The organism is Methylobacterium ajmalii, from assembly GCF_016613415.1.
In the GTDB taxonomy this organism is placed as follows: domain Bacteria; phylum Pseudomonadota; class Alphaproteobacteria; order Rhizobiales; family Beijerinckiaceae; genus Methylobacterium; species Methylobacterium ajmalii.
Genome location: NZ_JACWCT010000044.1, coordinates 22076 through 41859 on the forward strand (window position 1 = coordinate 22076; position 19784 = coordinate 41859).

The window sequence follows — 19784 nt, forward strand, 5'->3', positions numbered from 1 at the left end:
CTTCCGGACCGGCCCCGTGCCGGGCGACCGTCGCCGCTGCGGCAGGACGCCTACCCGCCCGGGGGCCGCCGCCGATAGGACGGACCTGCTCTTGGGAAAATCCTGCGGTCGACCCACCCCGGGCGCGGCACTACACCGACGGTACTCGGGCGATACGGCGATGACGGACAGGATCGAGCTCTGGCACGACAGCGGCATCCTCGGCGGGATCGACATCCTGCGGGCGGAATGCCGGACCTGCCGCTACGGCGCGCACGCGCACGATGCCTTCGTGATCGCGGCGTTCCGGGCCGGAGCCCAGAAGTACAGCATCGCCGGGACGCACGGCGTGGCCTCGCCCGGAACGGTGATGATCATCCCGCCGGGCGAGGTGCATACCAGGGAGAGGGCGGCACGGGACGGCGGCTGGATCTATTCGGCCCTCTACCCGGGCGTCGCGGCCCTCGAGACCCTGTCGGACGGGTTCTTCAACCGCGGCACGCTCGATCTCGGGGCGGGAGGCCTGATCGAGGATGCGGCGCTGGCGGGGGCACTCGTGTCGGCGATCGACGTCGCCTCCCGCCCGGTCGAGGCGTTGCGCCGGCAGGAGGCGATCTGCCGGGCGCTCGCGCTCCTTCTCCGCCGCCACGGGCAGCGCGCGGGCCGGTCGATCCCAGGGCCGCCGCCGACGGCCCCGATCCGGCGCGGCATCGACTACGTCATGGCCAACCTCGATCACCGCCTGAGCGTCGAGGACGTGGCCGCCGCGGTCGGGCTGAGCCCGTTCCACGTCATGCGGCTGTTCAAGGCCCGCACGGGCATGACCGTGCACCAGTTCGTCGTCCACCGGCGGCTGGAGGCCGCCCGGGCGGCCCTGGCGGCGGGCGCGGCGCCGGCGGAGGCGGCGGTCCGCTTCGGCTTCTACGACCAGAGCCACTTCACCGGCCATTTCCGGCGCGCCTTCGGGACGACCCCGCGGCGCTACGCCGATGCCTGCCGGTAGCGGCCGCGCTCCGCAGACTTGCGTTGGCAGGCCAACGCTTCGTCCGCTTGGGTCGTTGTTGTGTCGCAGATTTTTTTCGCAAAACCGGTGACCACTTTTGCGAACTCTGCTCAGCCCACCGCCACCGGCTGCTTGACCACCGAGGGCGTGCGCATCGTCACCAGTTCCTCGCCGGCCGTCGGGTGGACCGCGATGGTGCGGTCGAAATCGGCCTTCTTGGCGCCCATCGTCACCGCGATGCCGACGGCCTGGATGATCTCGCCGGCATCGTGGCCGAGGACGTGGACGCCGACCACCCGGTCGCTCGCGCGATCGACGATGACCTTCATCAGGATGCGCTCGTCGCGCCCCGACAGGGTCGCCTTCATCGGCCGGAAGCGGGCCTCGTAGACGTCGATCTCGCCGTGGAGGCGGCGCGCCACCTCCTCGCCGTGACCGACGACGCCGATCTCGGGGGTCGAGAACACCGCGGTCGGGATCAGGTCGTGGTCGACCGCCCAGGGCTTGCCCCCGAACACCGTGTCGGCGAAGGCGTGGCCCTCGCGGATCGCGATCGGGGTGAGCGCGGCGCGGTTGGTGACGTCGCCGACGGCGTAGATCGACGAGGCGACGGTCTGCGAGAAGCGGTCGACCGGGATCGCCCCGGCCGAATCGAGCTCGATGCCGGCCTTCTCCAGCCCGAGCCCGGCGACGTTCGGGCGCCGCCCGGTCGCCACCAGCACCTGGTCGACGAGGAGTTCGCTGCCGTCGCTCAAGGTGGCGAGAATCGCGCCGTCGCGCCGGTCGAGGCGGTGGACGGTGGTGTTCAGGCGCAGGTCCATGCGCTTGGCGTAGGCCTCGCCGAGCGCCTGTCGGATCTCGCCGTCGAAGCCGCGCAGCAGCCGGTCGCCGCGGTGGAGCAGGGTGGTGCGGGTGCCCAAGGCCGCGAACACGCCCGCGAACTCGACCGCGATGTAGCCACCGCCGACCACCAGGATCCGCTCCGGCCGGGTTTCCAGCTCGAACACCTCGTTCGACGTGATGGCGAGCTCGGCGCCGGGGATCAGCGGCTCCTTCACCGGATGCGCGCCGACCGCGATCAGGATGTGGCGGGCGCGCACCAGGGTGCCGGAGCGGACGAGGCGCACCGTGTGCGGGTCCTCGATCACCGCCCGGTCGGCCACGACCTCGACGCCGGCCCGCATCAGGTTGGTGGCGTAGATGCCCTCGAGCCGCGTCACCTCGGCGTCGCGGCGGGCCTTGAGGACCGCCCAGTCGAAGCGCGGGCTGCCGACCTCCCAGCCGAAGCCGGCGGCGTCCTCGAACTCGTCGGCAAAGCGGCCGGCATAGACCATCAGCTTCTTGGGCACGCAGCCGCGGATCACGCAGGTGCCGCCGACCCGGTACTCCTCGGCGAGCTGCACCCGGGCGCCGTAGCCGGCGGCGATGCGGGCGGCCCGCACGCCGCCGGAGCCGCCGCCGATCACGAACAGGTCGACGTCGAAGGCATCGTTGCGGGTCTCGGTCATGGCGCTCACCGCTCGTGCGTTGGGTCTTGCGATTGATAGGGCAGGGCGCGCAGCCAGGCGATGGCCGCGCCGACGCCGGCGGTCCACCAGGCCTGCCAGGCGCCGTGCTCGACGAAGGCGACGATCCCGGCCCCGGCGAGCAGGGCCAGCGCCATGGTGCGGGCGGTCGCCGTCCAGCCCGCGACCGCCCGCAGGGTCAGCAGGAGGACGAGGGCGGCGAGCGCGGCACCGACCACCCCGAGCTCGGCCCAGACCTGCAGGAAGCTGTTATGCGGGTGCCCGACCGCCAGCATGAAGCGCATCTCGGGCTCGACCCGCTCGGCGACCGGCAAGTCCTGGAACCGCGCGCTGGTGCCGTAGCCCGCACCCCGCCACGGATCGGCGGCGACCGCCGCGCCGAAGCTGCGGGCGATGGCGACCCGGGCCCGGGTGCTGCTGCCGGCGAGCCGCTGGTGCAGGGCCTCGGGCATCGTGCGGGCGAGGAGGTCGCCCTCGACGGGGGCGAGGACCAGAGCGCCGAGGAGCGCGGCCCCGGTCAGCCCGAGGCCGAGCCGCGCCGGCAGCCGGCGCAGGGCGAGGAAGGCGAGGGCACCCGCGGCGAGCCCCAGCACCGTGGCGCCGCTGACCGAGCGCCAGGCCGCCGCGGCGAAGATCGCGAGCGCTGCGGCCGCGAGCACCCGCCGGCCGGTGGCCGCGAGCACGAGGGCGAGGGGGCCGACCAGCAGCATCATGGTGAGGAGCGGCCGGTTGAACGCAAAGGCGGCGACGCGCTGGCCGAGCGCCTCACGGATCACCAGGCCGGAGGCGAGATCGGCCATGACGTAGAGGCAGGTCGCGACCAGGATCCAGGCCGCCGGCGCCGCGACGCGGCCGAGATGCGGCGGCGCGAGGCGCGCCACCAGGTAGGCGCCGAGCAGGGCCGGCAGGAACTCGGACAGGGTGCGCAGCGACAGGCCGGGCAGCGGGCTCCAGGCGAGGCTGATGCCGCACCAGGCCAGGAAGGCCAGGGCGGCGACGCCGACCGGGGTCGCCAGCGGCGCCAGGAGGAGCGCCCGCAGCGGCCGGCCGGAGGCGGCCGCACCGGCGAGCAGCAGGAGCCCGGCGAGGCCGACCACGACCGGGCTCGACCGGTTGGCGACCGCCATGCAGGCCGGCAGGGCCGCGATCACGACGGCGCCGAGACGATCGAGCGTCGCGGCCCTCCCGCCGGCAGGCGAGGCCGATGTCCCGGCGGATGCCGCGCCGATCACTGAAGCTGGTGGCCGCGCTTGCCCATCTCGGCCCGGACCCGGACCATCATGTATTCGGAGACCTCCTGGGTCCAGGTCTGCATCGCCTGCACCATGTCGTCGAGGACCTGGGGCTGGGTCTCGACGTAGCGCTTGCCCGCCGGCGAGCGGAAGAAGGTGGCGACGTCGCGCAGCTCCGCCTCGGTGAGCTTGTTGGCGTAGATGCGCGAGGCGGTCTCGATGATGCGCTGCTTCTGCAGCTCGAGCTCGGGCTGCAGCTTCTCGAGGACCTCGCCCAGGTCCTTGCTCAGCTCGGGCCGGGTGACCGCCGCCTGCTTGATCTGCTCGCCGAAGGCCGGGAGGATCGAATCGAACGAGCGGGCGATGCCGGAGGAGAGCATCACCTCCTTGGCGAGCGCCAGGTGGCTCGGGGTGATCGTGCCCGCCTGCGGGGCGACGGGGGACGCCGGCTTGGTCTGGGCGAGGGCGGGGGTCGCCAGGGACGCGGCGAGCAGGCCCGCCAGGAGGATACGGGAACGGCGCGGGGACATCGTGTTGCTCCGGAAGGCGGCGCCCGCACGGGGGCGGCCGCGACGAGGATGGTGAGGGCGCGTCAGGCCGCCCCGAGGGTGACGATGCGGGGCTGGCCGTCGGCCGCCTCCGCGACGATCGCGCCGGTGGCCAGCCCGATGAACAGGCCGTGCTCGACCACGCCCGGCACCGCGACGAGGGCGCGTCCCAGCGCCTCCGGGTCGGGGATGCGGGACAGGCCGGCATCGAGGATGAAATGCCCGCCATCGGTGACGAAGGGCGCGCCGTCGGCGCCCTTGCGCACGGCGAGCGGCCCGGCGCAGCCGGTGGACCGGAGCGCCGCCGCGACCGCCAGGGTGGTGGCGACGAGGCCGAAGGGCACCACCTCGATCGGCAGGGGGAAGCGCCCCAGCGTCTCGACGCGCTTGGCCCCGTCGACGATCACCACCATGCGGCGGCTCGCCGCCGCCACGATCTTCTCGCGCAGGAGCGCACCGCCGCCGCCCTTGATGAGGCGGAGCTGCGGGTCGATCTCGTCGGCGCCGTCGATCGTCAGGTCGAGGTCGGGCGTGGCGTCGAGGGTGGTCAGCGGGATGCCGGCGGCCTCGGCGGCCCGGGCTGTCGCCTCGGAGGTCGGCACCCCGACGACGGTGAGGCCGGCCCGCACCCGCTCGCCGAGCAGCTCGACGAAGAGCGTCGCCGTCGAGCCCGTGCCGAGGCCGAGGCGCATCCCGTCCTCGACCAGGCCGACCGCCCGGGCTGCGGCGGCGCGCTTGAGCTCGGCGGGGCTCAACGCCGGCCCCCGCAGGACGAACGGATGAAGGCAATCAGCATGGCATCCCGCCGCATGTGGTCTGGCGTCGGCGGGTCCAAAAACGGCCGGCCCCGCCGATCGAGACGCCCCTAGCACGCGGTCGGGGGAGGCGGAAGCGGCGTTGCCGCGCTGCGGCGCCGGGCCGGCCGAAGCGGCTTGGCGTTCAGGGCTTGGTCGCCGGGGCCGGAGCCGCCCCGGTCCGCGGGGCCTCGCTGCCGGCATTGCCCTGCGGCGTGCACACCACCGCGTCGTCGAGGACGTAGCAGATGCTCATCGCGCCGGTGCGGTGGTTGACCCGGAAGACGCCGGCCTCGCGCAGGTGACGCGACGCCACCAGGCCGTACTCGGACGGGGCCTGCGGACCGGCGCCCTCGCCGGGTCCGAAGCACAGGGTGGTGCCGATCGTGTTCTCCTGCAGGCCGTACTGGCAGGAGATGACCTCGCCGGTGGCCTTGTCGACCCGGTAGACCCGGTTGAGGTCGGCCTGGGGGGCCGGCACGAACTCGTAGGACGCCGCGTGCGCCGCGCCCGCCAGCAGCAGGCCCGCCGCCGCCCCGGCCGCCCGGACCCGATAACCCGTTCTCCCGCGCATGGCGCGCCGCTCCTCGACACCGTGGCCCGACGGACCCGCGCGCCCGCACGGCGCGACGGCCGACTCGTCCGCCTGCGCGCGTTATATCCTACTCCGGCTTGTCCCGGGCTTGGCACCCGGATCCCGGGTGGAGGGCGCCGGCCCTTTCCGCCGTCGGACAGTCCGGGCGGGACAGGAAAAGCCAGACAGTCCCGCCTTCCGGCGCAACCTCGGCCCGGCCCGTGCGTTTCATCAACATAGAAGCGGAGCCGAAGGGCAGCCCCCATGCTTGCGATCCTGTGGACCATCATCATCGGCTTCGTCGCCGGTGTCATCGCCAAGTTCCTCATGCCCGGCACGGCCAACGAGCCGAGCGGCTTCATCATGACGACGCTGCTCGGCATCGTCGGCGCCTTCGTGGCGACCTTCCTCGGACAGGTCACCGGGTGGTATCCGCCGAACGAGGGCGCCGGCCTGATCGCCTCGGTCGTCGGCGCGGTCGTCGTGCTCGCGATCTTCGGCCTCATCCAGGGCCGCCGCCGCACCACCGTGCTCTGATTTCTCGACTGCCGGCGGGATCTTCCCGCCGGCCTTTCCTTACCGACGAACGAAAGACCCGCGCCGGGATGCCGGCGCGGGTCTTTTGTTCGTCTGTCGCGAAGAACGGTCCCATGGAGATCCGGGGCACCCGCGGGCGCCCCGGAATCGTCCGATCAGATGCGAGCCGGGCTGTGCCCGCTATCGTTCATCAGCGACTTGGCGGCGCAATGGCCGGTGGCGCCGCGGATCGCCAGGAGCGAGCCGGCGACCAGGGCCGCGAGGCTCAGGAACTTGTTCGGCCGGGGCTGGGCCGCCGCCGCGGCGAGGCCGAGGCCGAGCACGACCGAGATGGTGCGCTCCTTGGTGGTCAGGTTGCGCTCGCCGCTGAAGACGTCGTGGATCAGGTCGCTGGCCATGGTGGGCTCCGTGTGGCTGGGGCGCGGAGGATTTCCGCTGCGTCGCGGTGCGAACGCGGGCGGAGGCCGGACGTTCCCGGCGACGTGGGCCCTCCTGCGCCTCTCCCCGGCGGAACGCGGGGTCGGATCATCCTTGCTGCATCTCGGCGTGGATCCGGTCGTCGATCTCCCGGGCGCGCACGGCCGCAGGACGGTCGACGAGACGGGCGACATAGGCCTCGTAGGCCGGGCGCCGCTCGATCGAGCCGAACTGCATACCCCAGATCAGATGGGAGCCGACATAGAGGTCCGCGGCCGAGAAGCGCCCTCCGGCGAGGTACTCGCGGCCCGAGACGGCGCCCTCGAGGGCGTCGAGGACTTCCGCCATGCTGCCGTAGCCGACCATGGCGCGCATCCGCGGCTCGTCCGGCACCACGACGCCGAGCGCCTTGTCGGTGACCGCCGCCTCGACCGGGCCGGCGGCGAAGAACAGCCAGCGGTAATAGGCGCCGCGCTCGGGATCTCCCACGGCCGGGGCGAGGCCGGCCTGCGGGAAGGCATCGGCCAGATAGGCGCAGATCGCCGCCGTCTCGGTCACGGCGACGCCGCGATGGACCAGGGCCGGCACCTTGGCGAGGGGGTTGATGGCCCGGTAGGACGCGTCCTTCATCGTCGGGCCGTAGCCGAGGATCTCGGTGCGGTAGGTCGCCCCGACCTCTTCCAGCATCCAGCGGACGATCCGCCCGCGGGACATCGGATGGGTGTAGAAGACGAGTTCGTCGGTCATGGGCTGCCTCCCTGCGCGGGGAGGGAAGCAGCCCGGTCGGTGATTCGCAAGCCGAAGCCGCCTGCCTCACGGCGCGATACGCGCCGTCATAGGCCGACCGTCTACGCCTAGCCCCGCTGCGGCCGCAGGACCCCGTCGGTCGTCTTCGGGTCGGGGGCCGGCGCGGAGGGCCGCACGGTCCCGGTCGTGTCGGCGTCGCCCGGGCGGACGCGCTCGGGGAGCGTCTCGTGGGCGGGCGGCATGTTGGGAGCCGTCTCGCGGCTGCGCTGGGGGCTGTCGGCGAGCGGCTTGTCGACGACCTGCGCGACCACCGGCGAGGCGGCCAGGACGGCGAGCAGGACGAGACGGCTGGTGCCTCGGGTCATCGGGCTGTCCTCCGCGACTGCGACGGGTCTTCACGAGGAGCAATCGACCGGCGGCGAATCCGGTTCCCGGCCGGTCAGCGCAGGGCCAGCATCCCGACGACCGCGTCCCCGACCATCCGCTTGTGGCGGGCGCGCAGTTCCGGCGCGTCGAGGTCGACGGAGAAGATCGCCCCGAAGGTGTGGCGGTTCGAGACCCGGAAGAAGCAGAGCGCGCTGATCATCAGGTGGACGTCGAGGGGATCGACGTCGGCGCGGAACACCCCGTCGGCCTGCCCGCGGGCGATGATGTCGGTGATGGTCTGGATCACCCCGAGGTTGAGCCCGCGGATCGTCTCGGAGCCCGAGAGGTGCTCGGCCCGGTGGATGTTCTCGATCGCGACGAGGCGGATGAAGTCCGGATGGGCCTCGTCGTACTCGAAGGTGAATTCGACGAGCCGGCGGATCGCCTCGGCGGGCGCCAGATTGCCGAGGTCGAGGTCGGCCTCGACCTGGCGGATGTCGGCATAGGCCTTCTCCAGCACCGCGAGGTACAGGCCCTCCTTGCCGCCGAAGTAATAGTAGATCATCCGCTTCGACGTGCGGGTGCGCTCCGCGATGGCGTCGACCCGCGCACCGCTGAGTCCGAAGGCGGAGAACTCTTCCGTCGCGACCGCCAGGATGTCGGCCCGGGTCCGCTCGGGGTCCTTGGTGCGGGGAGGGCGGGGCGTGACGGCGTCCATGGTCCGGAGGGTTCGGGGAGCGATGGGGGGCGGCAGGAGGCAGCCGGAATGCCGCCTGCTCTACCACCCCGCCCGCCGCGGTGCATCCGGTCAGGCGAGTTCGTCGCCCGGTCAGGCTATCTCGTCGCCCAGCACGTCCCGGGCCCAGCGGAACGCGCCGTTCGCCGCCGGCACGCCGGCATAGATCGCGGTCTGGATCAGCAGCGCCTGCAGCTCCGCCACGGTGACGCCGTTGCGCAGGGCCGGGCGGACATGGAGCTTGAACTCCTCCTCGCGACCGAGCGCCACCATCATGGCGAGCGTCACGAAGGACCGGGTCTTCCACGGGATGCGCGGGTCGCCCCAGACCTCGCCCCAGGCGGTGCGGGTGATGAAGTCCTGCCAGGGCCCGGCGAAGTCGCCGGCCGCGGCCAGCGAGCGGTCGACATGGGCCTCGCCGAGCACGCTCTTGCGGTTGGTGAGACCGGTCTCGAACGCGACCGCGCCCGTCGCCGTCTCGGGCGCTCCGCGGTGCCGGTCGAGGAAGCCGAGGAGATGGGCGGCGGTGGCGGCCGGCTGCTCGACGGAAAGGAGGTGGGCGGCGTTCGGCAGCACCACCAATTCGGCGTGGCGGATCCGATCGCAGATCTCCTGCGCCATGGCGGGCGGCGTCGCCGGGTCGTCGCGGCCGGCGATGACCAGGGTCGGGGCGGTGATGCGGTCGAGCACCGGGCGCAGGTCCATGCGGCCGATGGCGTTGCAGCAGACCGCGTAGCCGGCCGAATCGGTGCCGGTGAATTGGGCATGCACTGGCGCCACCGCGTCTGGGGACTTGGCGGGGAAATCGGGCGTGAACCAGCGGGTCATCGTCGCCTCGACGATCGCCGCCGTGCCCTTCTCGCGCACGAGCGTGGCGCGCTCGTTCCACGACGCCTCGCTCGGCATGAAGGCCGCGGTCGCCATCAGGGTCAGGCTGATCACCCGGTCGGGATGGCGGCTCGCCGCCGCCTGCCCGGTCATGCCGCCGAGCGACAGGCCGACGACGTGGGCGCGGGGGATGGCGAGCGCGTCGAGGAGGCCGATCAGGTCCTCGGCGAGATCCGCGACCTCGATTTGGGTGTCGCGCACCTGCGAGGCGCCGTGGCCGCGGGTGTCGTAGCGCAGCACCCGGTAGCGGCCCCGCAGGTAGGGCACCAGCGGGTCCCACATCGCCAGCGAGGTGCCGAGCGAGTTGGAAAAGACCACCACCGGCGCGCCGCTCGGACCGGACAGCTCGTAGTTCAGAAGGGTGCCGTTGGCCTCGATCTGGGGCATGGGAACCTCGTTTTACGCGGAGTGCAGGAAGGCGGCGAGGCGCGAGACTTCCGCCAGCGCCCGGTCGGCGGTGCGGGCCCCGGCCCGGATGGCGGGGGTGAGGTCGAAGGCGGGCTCGACGTCGGCGCCCGCCGCCTCGGGCCGGGCGCGCAGCACCTCCCGGAGCGGGCCTTGCCCGTCGCGGACCGCGCCGGCGGCATCCTCGACCAGGGCATGGGCGGCCTTGGCGCCGATCACGGGCGCCAGCCGGCTCGCTGCGGCGTCGGCGAAGAGGAGGCCCTGCGTCACGTCGAGGTTGCGACGCATCCGCCCAGGGTCGGGGACGAGCCCCTGGGCGAGGCCGCGGGCCTCGCGCAGCGCTCCCGAGGCGAGGCCGAACAGGGTCGGCAGGGCGTGCCACTCGGCGTGCCAGGCGCCGGCCGGCCGCTCGTGGGCCGCCGCCATCCCGTCGATCAGCGTCAGGCTCGTCCCCTTGGCGGCGCCGAAGGCGGAGAGGATCACCGTCGAGGAGACGGGATTGCGCTTGTGCGGCATCGCCGAGGAGCCGCCGCGGCCCGGCACGTAGGGCTCGGCGACCTCGCCGACCTCGGTGGTGGCGAGATGCGCGACATCGGTGGCGAACTTGGCGAGCGCGCCCATCAGCAGGGCGAGCCACGAGCCGGTCTCGGCGATGCGGGCGCGGCGCGTGTGCCAGGGCGCGAGGTCCGGATGCAGGCCGAGCGCGGCGGCGAAGCCGTCACCGACGGCCTCGGCCTTCTCGCCGAGGCCGGCGAGCGTGCCCACGGGGCCGCCGAGCGAGGCGGTGAGGACCCGGTCGCGCAGGGCCGGCAGCAGGGCCGCCACCTCGGCGATGCCGAGCGCCCAGATCGCCGCCTTGAACCCGAAGGTGACCGGGGCCGCATGCTGGCCGTAGGTGCGCCCGACGCACGGGGTCTCGCGGTGCTGGCGCGCCAGGGCGGACAGGCCGTCGAGGATCGCCTTCAGGTCCGCCGCGACGAGGTCGAAGGCGTCGCGGACCTGGAGCACCAGGGCGGTGTCGGCGATGTCCTGGGTGGTGGTGGCCTTGTGGAAGGCGGGCTCGAGCTCGGGCGGCAGGGCGCCCTGCACCGCCTTGACGAACGGGATCACCGGCACGCCGGACACGGCGGTGCGCCGCCCGAGAGCGGCGGGATCGAGCGCCGCCGCGCCGATCGCCTCGATGGCGGGGCTGAGGGACGCCGGCACGAGGCCGGCCTCGGCTTGCGCCCGCGCGAGGGCCGCCTCGGCCCGCAGCATCGCCGCCACCCGGGCCTCGTCGGCGAAGACGGCGCGCATGGCGTCCGTGGCGAAGAGGGGCCCGAGCAGGGCGGAGTCGAGGGCCGAGAGCGTCATCGGATCAGGCCACGGGCTTCAGGTGGAGCTGGGCGCGGGCCTCCGCCGCGGTCGCGACCTTGCGGTTGTGGCGCGTCACCATCTCGGCGGCGAGCGACACCAGTTCGGCGTTGCTCGCGGCGAGCCGGTCCTTGGTCACCCGGATATTGTCCTCGAGGCCCGTGCGCACGGCGTCGGCCCCGCGGGCGAGCGCCCAGCCCATGACGCGGGCCTGCTCGCGGCCGATGCCGGCGGCGGTCCAGGTCGCGCCCGGGATCACCCGGCGGGTCTCGGCGAGCAGGATGTCGAGCAGGTGCTCGTCGGCCGGCATCGCGTTCTTCACGCCCATCACGAACTGGACGTGCGGATGGGCGTCCATCAGCCCCTCCTCGATCAGCCGCTTGGCGCCGTGGATGTGGGAGAGGTCGAAGATCTCGATCTCGGGCCGGATGCCGTTCTCGCGCATCGTGCCGGCGAGGTTGTCGACGAGCGTCGCGTGGTTCTCGTAGACGATGCTCGGGAAGTTGACCGAGCCGGTCGAGAGCGAGGCCATGTCGGGCCGGTGGACCAGCGAGAGGCCGCGCGCGCTCGGATCGCGGCCGCGGCCGCCGGTCGAGAACTGCACGATCATGCCGGGGCAGTGCTTGCGCACGCCCTCCTGCACCGCCGCGAACTTGTCGGGGTCGGAGGAGGGGGACTCGTCGTCGTTGCGGACGTGGATGTGGACGAGGGTGGCGCCGGCCTCGAAGGCTGCGTGCGTGGATTCGACCTGCTCGGCGACGGTGGTGGGCACCGCCGGGTTGTCCTTCTTGCGCGGGACCGAGCCGGTGATCGCGACGGCGATGACGACGGGGTTCATGGGGGGCTCCTGGGGTTATTTTTGGCTCTGTCGCCACGATGAGACGTGAGGACGCGACCGAGTGATGGTCTTCCGCTCCTTCCCACCTGCAACCTCATCCTGAGGTATTGGCGATCTTCGATCGCTGGCGATCACAGATCGCACGCGATCGAAGATCGACTGACCTCGAAGGAGGGTTCCAGAAATCTTAGTCATCTCTGGAGCCCTCCTTCGAGGCCACTATGCGGCACCTCAGGATGAGGTCGTGGGTGGGATGAGGAGTCGTGTGTCAGGCGGATGGGGCGAAGCTCACACGTCGAAGAACACGGTCTCGTTCGGCCCCTGCAGGTAGATGTCGAAGACGTAGACGGTCGTCCCATCCCGCTCCTCGCGCTTCGCCAGCAGGCTGTCGCGCAACGGTCCGCGCTCGACGAGGTTCAGCACCGGGTCGGCGGCGTTGGCCTCGACCTCGTCGGCGAAGTAGAGCCGGGTCTGGAGGCCGATATTGATGCCGCGGGCGGCGATCCAGAGGTTGACGTGCGGTGCCATCGGGCGGTGGCCCTTGCGGCCCTCGACCGGGCCGGGCTTCACCGTCTCGAAGAACCACAATCCGGTGTCGAAGTCCGAGCCGGTGCGGCCCCAGCCGCGAAACGTCTCGTCGAGGGGCTTGCCCTCCTGGCGGTCGGCCGGGTGGTTGTAGCGGCCCGCGGAATTGGCCTGCCAGATCTCCAGGAAGGCGTCGCGCACCAGGGAGCCGGCGCCGTCGAAGACTCGCCCCTCGATCCGGATGCGCTCGCCCTTGGTCTCGGGCCCGGCGAGCACGTTGGTGAAATTGGTCTCGAAGATGTCGAACCCGGCCTGGTGCGGGATCAGCCCGATATGGACGTAGGGACCCGCGGTCTGGGACGGCGTCTCCTGGAGACGAACGGGAAGCGGCTGGACCATCGGTTCAGTTCCCCTCAACTCTCAATTTCCCTGGAGCTTGTTCTCGAACAGCGTCTGCTGGCGGCCGCGCAGCACGATGTCGAACTTGTAGGCGAGCATGTCGAGCGGCACCGCGGCGCCGAGGTCGAGGGGGGCGATCAAGCGCTCGGCGGCCGAGCGGTCGGGGATGCCGAGCACCATCGGGTCGCGCCAGATCAGCGGGTCGCCCTCGAAGTACATCTGGGTGATGAGGCGCTGGGCGAAGCCGGAGCCGAACACCGAGAAGTGGATGTGCGCCGGGCGCCAGGAATTGAGGTTGTTGCGCCAGGGATAGGGCCCGGGCTTGATCGTGCGGAAGTAGTAGAAGCCGTTCTCGTCGGTGATCGTCCGGCCGCAGCCGCCGAAGTTCGGGTCGATCGGGGCGAGGTAGCGGTCGTTGCGGTGGCGGTAGCGCCCACCCGCATTGGCCTGCCAGAACTCGACCAGGGTGTGGGGGATGCCCCGGCCGTTCTCGTCGCGGACGTGGCCGTGGACGAAGATCCGCTCGCCGATCGGCTCGCCCTCGCGGGCATAGTTGAGGATCAGGTCGTTATCGAGCGCGCCGAGCTCCGAATGCCCGAAGGCCGGGCCGGTCACCTCCGACAGGGAGGATTGCAGCGAGATCATCGCCCGGCGCGGCGAGCGCAGCACGCTGGTCTTGTAGTCCGGCGTGAAGGCCGGCGGGTGGATCGAGCGGTCCCTCTGCAGGAACTCGCTGTCGGCGTGGGTCATCGCTTCCTCCTGGGGGCCTTCCGGGGCCCGTGACGGGTCGTGCGAGGGGAAGAACCCCCGGTGGCTCTTGGCGGCCCGGTCGTTCGACGCGCCCGCGGGACTTACCACCGTCCCGGGGCCCGAGCCATTTCAGGGCGTCATCCGGACGCGACGGGGGCCCGGCCGCCGAGCGCCCCGAGATACTCGGAGAAGGCGCCGACCGAGGAGAGGTCGGCGGCAGCGGCGAGCAGATCCGGCGCGATGGCGTCGCGCTGCGCCTCAGTCAGGCGCAGGCTCGGGCCGGCGACGCTGAGGTTGCCGATGGCGCGCCCGGTCTGCGGATGCACGATGTTGGCCGCCATCGCGGCGGCGCCCGGCGTGTTGGTGTCCCGCACCCAGGCGTAACCCCGGGCGCGGGCCTCGTTGACCAGGGCCATGAGCGCCGCGACCGTGCGCGGCGCGTTGGGGCCGAACTCCTCGGGGGTGCCGAGGCCCTGGCGCATCACGAGGCCGAGCGCCTCCTCGTCGGTCAGGCTCGCGAGCCAGGCGATGCCGGTCGAGCTGGTCGAGAGCCGCGCCTCGGTGCCCATGTCGCCGTCGTAGCGCAGGCCGGTGCGGGCGCCTTGCGCCTTCGCCACCCAGACGAGGCGCGGGTAGTCGACCACCGCGAGCCGCGCCAGCTCGCCGCTGACATCCGCCAGCCGGTCGAGTACCGACTGGGCGATGTCGACGACGCCGGTGCGCGAGAGGTGCTTGAGGCCGAGCGTGGCGAACTTGGTGGTCAGCAGGTAGCGCCCGGTCTCGCCGTCCTGCACCACGTAAGAATGCTCGGCGAGCTCGGCCAGCAGCCGGTGGGCGCCGCTCTTGGGGATATCCAGCGTCTCGGCGATGGTCTGGAGGGGCAACCCGCGCGGATGGTTCGCGAGGAGCTCCACCAGGTCCAGGGCGCGCCGCAGCAGGGAGCCGGCCATCTCTCGTGCTCGAATTCCGCGCTCTCAAATATGGAACGCGGTTCTGGATTTGAATGGAGTTCCGTTCTAAGTCAAGGGAGCGAACGAGAGAGGAAGCGGGCATGCGCGGCACGGGCCAGCACGAGACCCTGACCGGCATCGCCCTGATGGTGAGCGCGGTGGCGGGCTTTGCCAGCATCGACGCCTCGGCGAAGTTCCTCAGCGGGACGATGAGCCCGATGCTGATCGTGGCCCTGCGCTACCTCGTCAGCTTCGTCATCGTGGCGGGCTTCCTCGCCGGGCGGCGCGACATCGTCGGGCTGATGCGCACGCGCCGGCCGGGCCTGCAGGTGCTGCGCTCGCTGTGCCTGGTGACCGCCACGATGTGCTCGTTCGTTGCCCTGCGCTACCTGCCGCTGGCGCAGGTCACCTCGATCACCTTCGCGTCGCCCCTCGTCGTGGCGCTGATCGCCGGGCCGCTGCTCGGCGAGCGGATCGGCTGGCGCCGGGTGGCGGCGGTGCTGGTCGGATTCTCCGGGGTCCTGGTGGTGAGCCGGCCGGGGCTCTCGGGGATGCACCCGGCGGCTTTGCTCGCGGTCGTCACCGCGCTCGTCAACGGGGTCTACATCGTGGTGACGCGGATGCTCGCCGCGTACGACCCGCCCGAGACCACGATGTTCTATACCGGCCTCGTCGGCTCGGTGCTGACCGCGCCGGCCCTGCCGTTCCTGTGGCAGACCCCGACCGAGGCCTCGACCTGGATCGGCATCGCCTCCGTCGGCTTCTTCGGGGCGCTGGGGCACTGGCTGCTGATCCTGGCGCACCGTCGGGCCCCAGCCTCGACGCTGGCGCCCTTCGCCTACGCCCACCTGCTCTGGGCGGTGCTCCTCGGCATCCTGGTCTTCGGCCATCTGCCCGATCACTGGACGGTGATCGGCGGCGCGGTGGTGGCGGCCTCCGGGCTGTACCTGCTCTATCACGAGCGCCCGCGGGTCGTGCCGCCGGGGGAGGAAGGGGCGGTGTAGCACCGCCGCTCCCTCCCCCGCGCAAGGGGAGGGGTCGGGCCCGCCCTACGTCACGACCGACGGCTCGGTCCGGCCGGTATGCTGGACGATCCCGGCGATGGCCTCCGCCGCCGCCACGACGGGCGCCAGCATCTCGGCGGTCGGCGCATCGAGCCGGTCCTTCGAGAAGCGCTCGAGATAGACCCGGAGCGTCGCCCCGACCGTGCCGGTGCCCGACAGGCGGAAGACCACCCGGGCATCCTCGCGAAACAGGATCCGCACGCCCTGGCGCGCGGTCACCGAGCCGTCGACCGGGTCGGTATAGGCGAAGTCGTCCGCCGCCTCGACGGTGAGCCCGCCGAAGCTCCGCCCCGGCAGCCCGGCGAGCTTGTCGCGAAGGGCGGTCATCAGACCCTCGGCGGCGGCGCTCTCCACCTCCTCGTAGTCGTGGCGGGCGTAGTAGTCGCGGCCGTACGTCGCCCAGTGGTCGCGCACCACCTGGTCGGCGGGCTTGCCGGTCGCGGCAAGCAGGTTGAGCCAGAGCAGGACCGCCCAGAGCCCGTCCTTCTCGCGGACGTGGTTCGAGCCGGTGCCGGCGCTCTCCTCGCCGCACAGCGTGATCCGCCCGGCATCGAGCAGGTTGCCGAAGAACTTCCAGCCGGTCGGGGTCTCGAAGGCCGGGACGCCGAGAGCGGCCGCGACCCGGTCGGCGGCGCGGCTCGTCGGCATCGAGCGGGCGATGCCGGAGAGACCCGCCGCGTAGCCCGGCGCCAGATGCGCGTGGGCGGCCAGGATCGCCAGGCTGTCGCTCGGCGTGACGAACAGGTGGGGCGCCACGATCATGTTGCGGTCGCCGTCGCCGTCGGAGGCCGCACCGAAATCGGGCGCGGCCGGGCCGGTCATCTCGACCATCAGGTCGTGGGCGTGGACCGGGTTCGGGTCCGGGTGGTGGCCGCCGAAATCGGGCAGCGGCTCGGCGTTGATCACCGTGCCGGCGGGGGCACCCAGGCGCCGCTCCAGGATCTCCACCGCGTAGGGGCCGGTCACCGCGCTCATCGCGTCGAAGCGCATCCGGAAGCCGGAGCGAAAGAGCGCCGCGATGGCCGGGAAGTCGATCAGCGTCTCCATCAGCGCGGCGTAATCCGCCACCGGATCGATCACCGTGACGGTGGCCTCGCCGAGCGCGACGTCGCCCAGGGTGTCGAGGTCGATGTCGGCGGCCTCGACGATGCGGTACTCGCCGATCGCCTTGGTGCGGGCGAAGATCGCCTCGGTGACCGGCTCGGGGGCGGGACCGCCGTTGCGGCCGTTGAACTTGATGCCGAAATCGCCCTCGGGGCCGCCCGGGTTGTGGCTCGCCGAGAGCACCACGCCGCCGATCGCGCCGTACTTGCGGATCACGCAGGAGGCGGCGGGCGTCGAGAGCAGGCCGCCGCGGCCGACCAGGATGCGCGAGAAGCCGTTGGCCGCCGCGATCCTGAGGGTCGTCTGCACCACCTCGCGGTTGAGGAAGCGCCCGTCGCCGCCGACCACCAGCGTCGTGCCGGCCCGGTCGGGCAGGCAGTCGAAGATCGCCTGGACGAAGTTCTCGACGTAGCGCGGCTGGCGGAAGACCGGCACCTTCTTGCGCAGGCCCGAGGTGCCGGGCTTCTGGTCGGGAAAGGGCTGCGTGGGGACGGCCTTGACGGTCATGGAGTCTCGTCTCGGGAAGAGGCGGCGGGACCGGACGGCCCCGCCTGCCCGGCTTATGCCGCCTCTTGCCCGCGCCGGCCAGCCCGCGCGCCGCTCATGCCGCGTCCTCGGCGGCGTCCGGCTCCGCCGTCAGGTGCTGGAAGCCGCCGATCGGGCCGGGACGGCCGATCAGGTAGCCCTGCGCCTCCTGGCAGGCCTCGGCGCCCAGGAAGGCGAGCTCGGCCGAGGTCTCGACCCCCTCGGCCAGGACCGGCAGGCCGAGGCCCCGGCCCAGCCCCAGCACGGTGCGCACGATGGTGGCGGCCTGCTCGCTCGAATCGACCGAGCGGGTGAAGGAGGCGTCGATCTTGATCTTGTCGAACGGGAAGGCGCGCAGGTTCGACAGCGACGAGTAGCCGGTGCCGAAATCGTCCATGGCGATGCGCACGCCGAGCGCCTTGATCCGCCGCAGGGTGGTAAGCGCCCGGGGCAGGTCGCGGATCAGGGCCGTCTCGGTGATCTCCAGTTCGAGGCGGGCCGGCGACAGGCCGGTGGCGAACAGGATCTCGTGGACGAGCTCGGCGAAGCCCGGGGCGTGGAGCTGGACCGCCGAGACGTTCACCGCGATGCGCAGCGGCTTGTCCCAGGAGGCCGCCTCGCGGCAGGTCTCGCGCAGCACCCACTCGCCGATGGCGAGAATGCTGCCGGTCTCCTCGGCGATCGGGATGAACAGGTTCGGCGGGACGGTGCCGCGCTCCGGGTGATGCCAGCGCAGCAGCGCCTCGAAGCCGACCGCCTCGCCGCTGTCGATGCGGGTCTGCGGCTGGTAGACCACCCGCAGCTCGCCCCGCTCGACGGCATGGCGCAGGTCGTGCTCGATCTGGCGCCGCTCGCGCACCTGCACGCCCATCCGCGCCTCGTAGAAGCGCAGGCGCCCGCGTCCCTCCTGCTTGGCGCGGTAGAGGGCGGTGTCGGCCTGGACCATCAGGGTCTCGGCGTCGTCGCCGTCATGCGGGTAGACGGCAAGGCCGAGGCTCGCGGCGGCGATCGCCCCGGCCGGGCCGGTCTCGGCCTGGCGCAGGGCCGCCAGGATCGCCTCGCCCAGGGCTTCGGCACCGGCCGCGTCGAGGTTCGGGGCCAGCACGGCGAACTCGTCGCCGCCGAGCCGCGCCAGCATCTGGCCGGGGGCCAGCACCCCGGCGATGGCGGCGCAGACCGAGCGCAGCAGGGCGTCGCCGGCCGCGTGGCCGAACAGGTCGTTGACCTCCTTGAACCGATCGAGGTCGGCGCAGAGCACCGCCAGCGGCCGCCCGGCGGCCTGGGCGAGCGCGATCTCCTGCACCAGCCGGTCGTTGAAGCTCGCCCGGTTCGGCGCGCCGGTCAGGGCGTCGTGATGGGCGAGGTAGGCGATCCGCGCCTCGGCACGCTTGCGCGCCCGCAGGTCGCGCACCGCCATCGCCGCGTGCGGGCGGCCGGCGAAGTCGATGACGCGGCGGATCACCTCGACCGGGACGAGCGTGCCGTCGGCGCGGCGCAGCTGCGCCTCCGGCACCTCGACGTCCTCGTCGGTCCCGGGCCGGAGCGGGTCGGCCGCCTCGCCCAGGATGGCCGAGAGCGGCCGGCCGGTGAGGGCGTCGGGAGGCACGCCGACGAGGTCGGCGAAGCTGTCGTTGACGGTGACGATGCGGTCGCCGTCGCAGACGACCAGGCCCTCGACGGCGGCGTTGGCGAGGCCGCGCATCCGGTCGCCCTCGAGCGCCGAGCGGCGCTCGTCGCGCAGGTGTAGCCACAGGCCCGCGAAGGCGAGGACGAGGATCGTGATGCTGCCGACCGCGACCGCGACCGCCATCATCTCCGCCGGCACCGCGGTGCCCGAGAGCGCCCGGCTCGGATCCGGCTCGATCACCGCGGCGGTCATCGCGGTGAAGTGCAGGCTGCAGATCCCCGCGACCATCAGGCCGGCCCCGAGCACCTTCGTGCGCACCGAGCCGTCGCGCAGGGTGGTGGCGAGCGCCAGGCTGCCAAGCCCGGCCCCGGCGACGAGGGCCGCCCCGACCAGGACCGGATCCCAGGCGATGCGGCCCGCGACCTCGAAGGCCGCCATGCCGGTGAAGTGCATCGCGCCGACGCCGACGCCGATCTGCGCGCCGCCGAGCCAGGGGGCGGCCGGCAGGCCGGGCCGCAGCGCGATCCAGAACCCGGCCGCCGTCATGCAGACCGCGATCATCAGCGACAGCCCGGTCAGCCCGAGGTCGTAGGCCGAGGCGAGGCCGGGCGAGAAGGCCAGCATGGCGATGAAGTGGGTCGCCCAGATCCCGGTGCCGCCGGCGAGCGCCCCGGTGAGCAGCCACAGCCTGCGCGCCCTGCCGGCGTGGCCGCGCGCGTAGTCGAGCAAGGTCAGGCTAGTTGCCGCAGCGAGATTGCACACAACCGCAGCGAGCAAAACGAGCTTGAGATCGTGATTGTGGGCGATGCAATCGTAGAGGGCGGTCACAACGGGCGTCTCTCTAGGGAGATCTATGTCGCGAGAGACGTACGCCTCCGTTGATGAACTTACAGTCGG

The 19784-nt window shown here is 72.5% G+C and carries 20 protein-coding genes; 3 read left to right on the forward strand and 17 right to left on the reverse strand.

The features are described from left to right. Window positions 1–160: 160 nt before the first annotated feature. Window positions 161–982, forward strand: a complete 822-nt coding sequence (locus tag HPY23_RS33525; protein ID WP_091885329.1) for a helix-turn-helix domain-containing protein — start codon at window positions 161–163, stop codon at window positions 980–982. A 110-nt stretch (window positions 983–1092) separates the two neighbouring features. Here the strand turns inward: HPY23_RS33525 and gor are convergent, their stop codons facing one another. From gor to HPY23_RS08360, 5 genes are all read right to left on the reverse strand, one after another. After that, window positions 1093–2490: a glutathione-disulfide reductase gene (gor, locus tag HPY23_RS08340; RefSeq protein WP_091885332.1), complete on the reverse strand. Its 1398-nt coding sequence runs from the start codon at window positions 2488–2490 to the stop codon at window positions 1093–1095. A 5-nt stretch (window positions 2491–2495) separates the two neighbouring features. Beyond that, window positions 2496–3635 (reverse strand): O-antigen ligase family protein, encoded by a 1140-nt coding sequence (locus HPY23_RS08345; RefSeq protein ID WP_091885567.1) that lies wholly within the window; start codon window positions 3633–3635, stop codon window positions 2496–2498. Between the two features lie 101 nt (window positions 3636–3736). Beyond that, window positions 3737–4270 carry a DUF2059 domain-containing protein gene (locus HPY23_RS08350; RefSeq protein WP_091885335.1) on the reverse strand — a complete coding sequence of 178 codons (534 nt, stop codon included), beginning with the start codon at window positions 4268–4270 and terminating at the stop codon, window positions 3737–3739. A 62-nt stretch (window positions 4271–4332) separates the two neighbouring features. Then, window positions 4333–5043 carry a ribose-5-phosphate isomerase RpiA gene (gene rpiA, locus HPY23_RS08355; protein ID WP_091885338.1) on the reverse strand — a complete coding sequence of 237 codons (711 nt, stop codon included), beginning with the start codon at window positions 5041–5043 and terminating at the stop codon, window positions 4333–4335. 184 nt (window positions 5044–5227) lie between these two features. Beyond that, window positions 5228–5656 carry a hypothetical protein gene (locus HPY23_RS08360; RefSeq protein WP_091885341.1) on the reverse strand — a complete coding sequence of 143 codons (429 nt, stop codon included), beginning with the start codon at window positions 5654–5656 and terminating at the stop codon, window positions 5228–5230. Between the two features lie 264 nt (window positions 5657–5920). On the opposite strand from HPY23_RS08360, the gene HPY23_RS08365 reads away from it, so the two are divergent. Continuing rightward, window positions 5921–6193 (forward strand): GlsB/YeaQ/YmgE family stress response membrane protein, encoded by a 273-nt coding sequence (locus tag HPY23_RS08365; RefSeq protein WP_060845757.1) that lies wholly within the window; start codon window positions 5921–5923, stop codon window positions 6191–6193. Window positions 6194–6348: 155 nt separating this feature from the next. On the opposite strand, the gene HPY23_RS08370 is transcribed toward HPY23_RS08365, so the two are convergent. The 10 genes from HPY23_RS08370 to HPY23_RS08415 form a co-directional block, all read right to left on the reverse strand. Then, the gene (locus HPY23_RS08370; protein WP_060845758.1) at window positions 6349–6591 is read right to left on the reverse strand and encodes a YgaP-like transmembrane domain; all 243 of its coding nucleotides are present in this window, start codon (window positions 6589–6591) and stop codon (window positions 6349–6351) included. 127 nt (window positions 6592–6718) lie between these two features. Next, window positions 6719–7357: a glutathione S-transferase family protein gene (locus HPY23_RS08375; RefSeq protein WP_091885344.1), complete on the reverse strand. Its 639-nt coding sequence runs from the start codon at window positions 7355–7357 to the stop codon at window positions 6719–6721. Window positions 7358–7464: 107 nt separating this feature from the next. After that, the gene (locus tag HPY23_RS08380; RefSeq protein ID WP_091744593.1) at window positions 7465–7722 is read right to left on the reverse strand and encodes a hypothetical protein; all 258 of its coding nucleotides are present in this window, start codon (window positions 7720–7722) and stop codon (window positions 7465–7467) included. Between the two features lie 74 nt (window positions 7723–7796). Beyond that, on the reverse strand, window positions 7797–8441 hold the full coding sequence (locus HPY23_RS08385) for a TetR/AcrR family transcriptional regulator (protein ID WP_060845761.1): 645 nt from the start codon (window positions 8439–8441) through the stop codon (window positions 7797–7799). A gap of 111 nt (window positions 8442–8552) precedes the next feature. Continuing rightward, window positions 8553–9734 carry a bifunctional 3-oxoadipate enol-lactonase/4-carboxymuconolactone decarboxylase PcaDC gene (gene pcaDC / locus HPY23_RS08390; protein ID WP_091885347.1) on the reverse strand — a complete coding sequence of 394 codons (1182 nt, stop codon included), beginning with the start codon at window positions 9732–9734 and terminating at the stop codon, window positions 8553–8555. A 12-nt stretch (window positions 9735–9746) separates the two neighbouring features. After that, the gene (locus HPY23_RS08395; RefSeq protein WP_091885351.1) at window positions 9747–11105 is read right to left on the reverse strand and encodes a class-II fumarase/aspartase family protein; all 1359 of its coding nucleotides are present in this window, start codon (window positions 11103–11105) and stop codon (window positions 9747–9749) included. Window positions 11106–11109: 4 nt separating this feature from the next. Continuing rightward, a complete protein-coding gene (locus tag HPY23_RS08400; RefSeq protein ID WP_091885354.1) occupies window positions 11110–11943 on the reverse strand; it encodes a 3-oxoadipate:acetyl-CoA acetyltransferase in 834 nt (277 codons plus the stop codon). A 288-nt stretch (window positions 11944–12231) separates the two neighbouring features. Beyond that, a complete protein-coding gene (pcaG, locus tag HPY23_RS08405; protein ID WP_060845765.1) occupies window positions 12232–12867 on the reverse strand; it encodes a protocatechuate 3,4-dioxygenase subunit alpha in 636 nt (211 codons plus the stop codon). Between the two features lie 21 nt (window positions 12868–12888). After that, window positions 12889–13617, reverse strand: coding sequence for a protocatechuate 3,4-dioxygenase subunit beta (pcaH, locus tag HPY23_RS08410; RefSeq protein WP_091744581.1), 729 nt, complete (start codon window positions 13615–13617; stop codon window positions 12889–12891). 137 nt (window positions 13618–13754) lie between these two features. Next, window positions 13755–14567 (reverse strand): IclR family transcriptional regulator, encoded by an 813-nt coding sequence (locus tag HPY23_RS08415; protein WP_060845767.1) that lies wholly within the window; start codon window positions 14565–14567, stop codon window positions 13755–13757. 101 nt (window positions 14568–14668) lie between these two features. Between HPY23_RS08415 and HPY23_RS08420 the strand changes: the two genes are divergently transcribed. Beyond that, on the forward strand, window positions 14669–15571 hold the full coding sequence (locus HPY23_RS08420) for a DMT family transporter (RefSeq protein WP_060845768.1): 903 nt from the start codon (window positions 14669–14671) through the stop codon (window positions 15569–15571). 45 nt (window positions 15572–15616) lie between these two features. Here the strand turns inward: HPY23_RS08420 and HPY23_RS08425 are convergent, their stop codons facing one another. Together HPY23_RS08425 and HPY23_RS08430 are read right to left on the reverse strand one after the other, a co-directional pair. Further along, window positions 15617–17242, reverse strand: a complete 1626-nt coding sequence (locus HPY23_RS08425; RefSeq protein ID WP_091885357.1) for an alpha-D-glucose phosphate-specific phosphoglucomutase — start codon at window positions 17240–17242, stop codon at window positions 15617–15619. 94 nt (window positions 17243–17336) lie between these two features. Continuing rightward, window positions 17337–19616: a bifunctional diguanylate cyclase/phosphodiesterase gene (locus HPY23_RS08430; RefSeq protein ID WP_329618812.1), complete on the reverse strand. Its 2280-nt coding sequence runs from the start codon at window positions 19614–19616 to the stop codon at window positions 17337–17339. Window positions 19617–19784 lie beyond the last annotated feature (168 nt).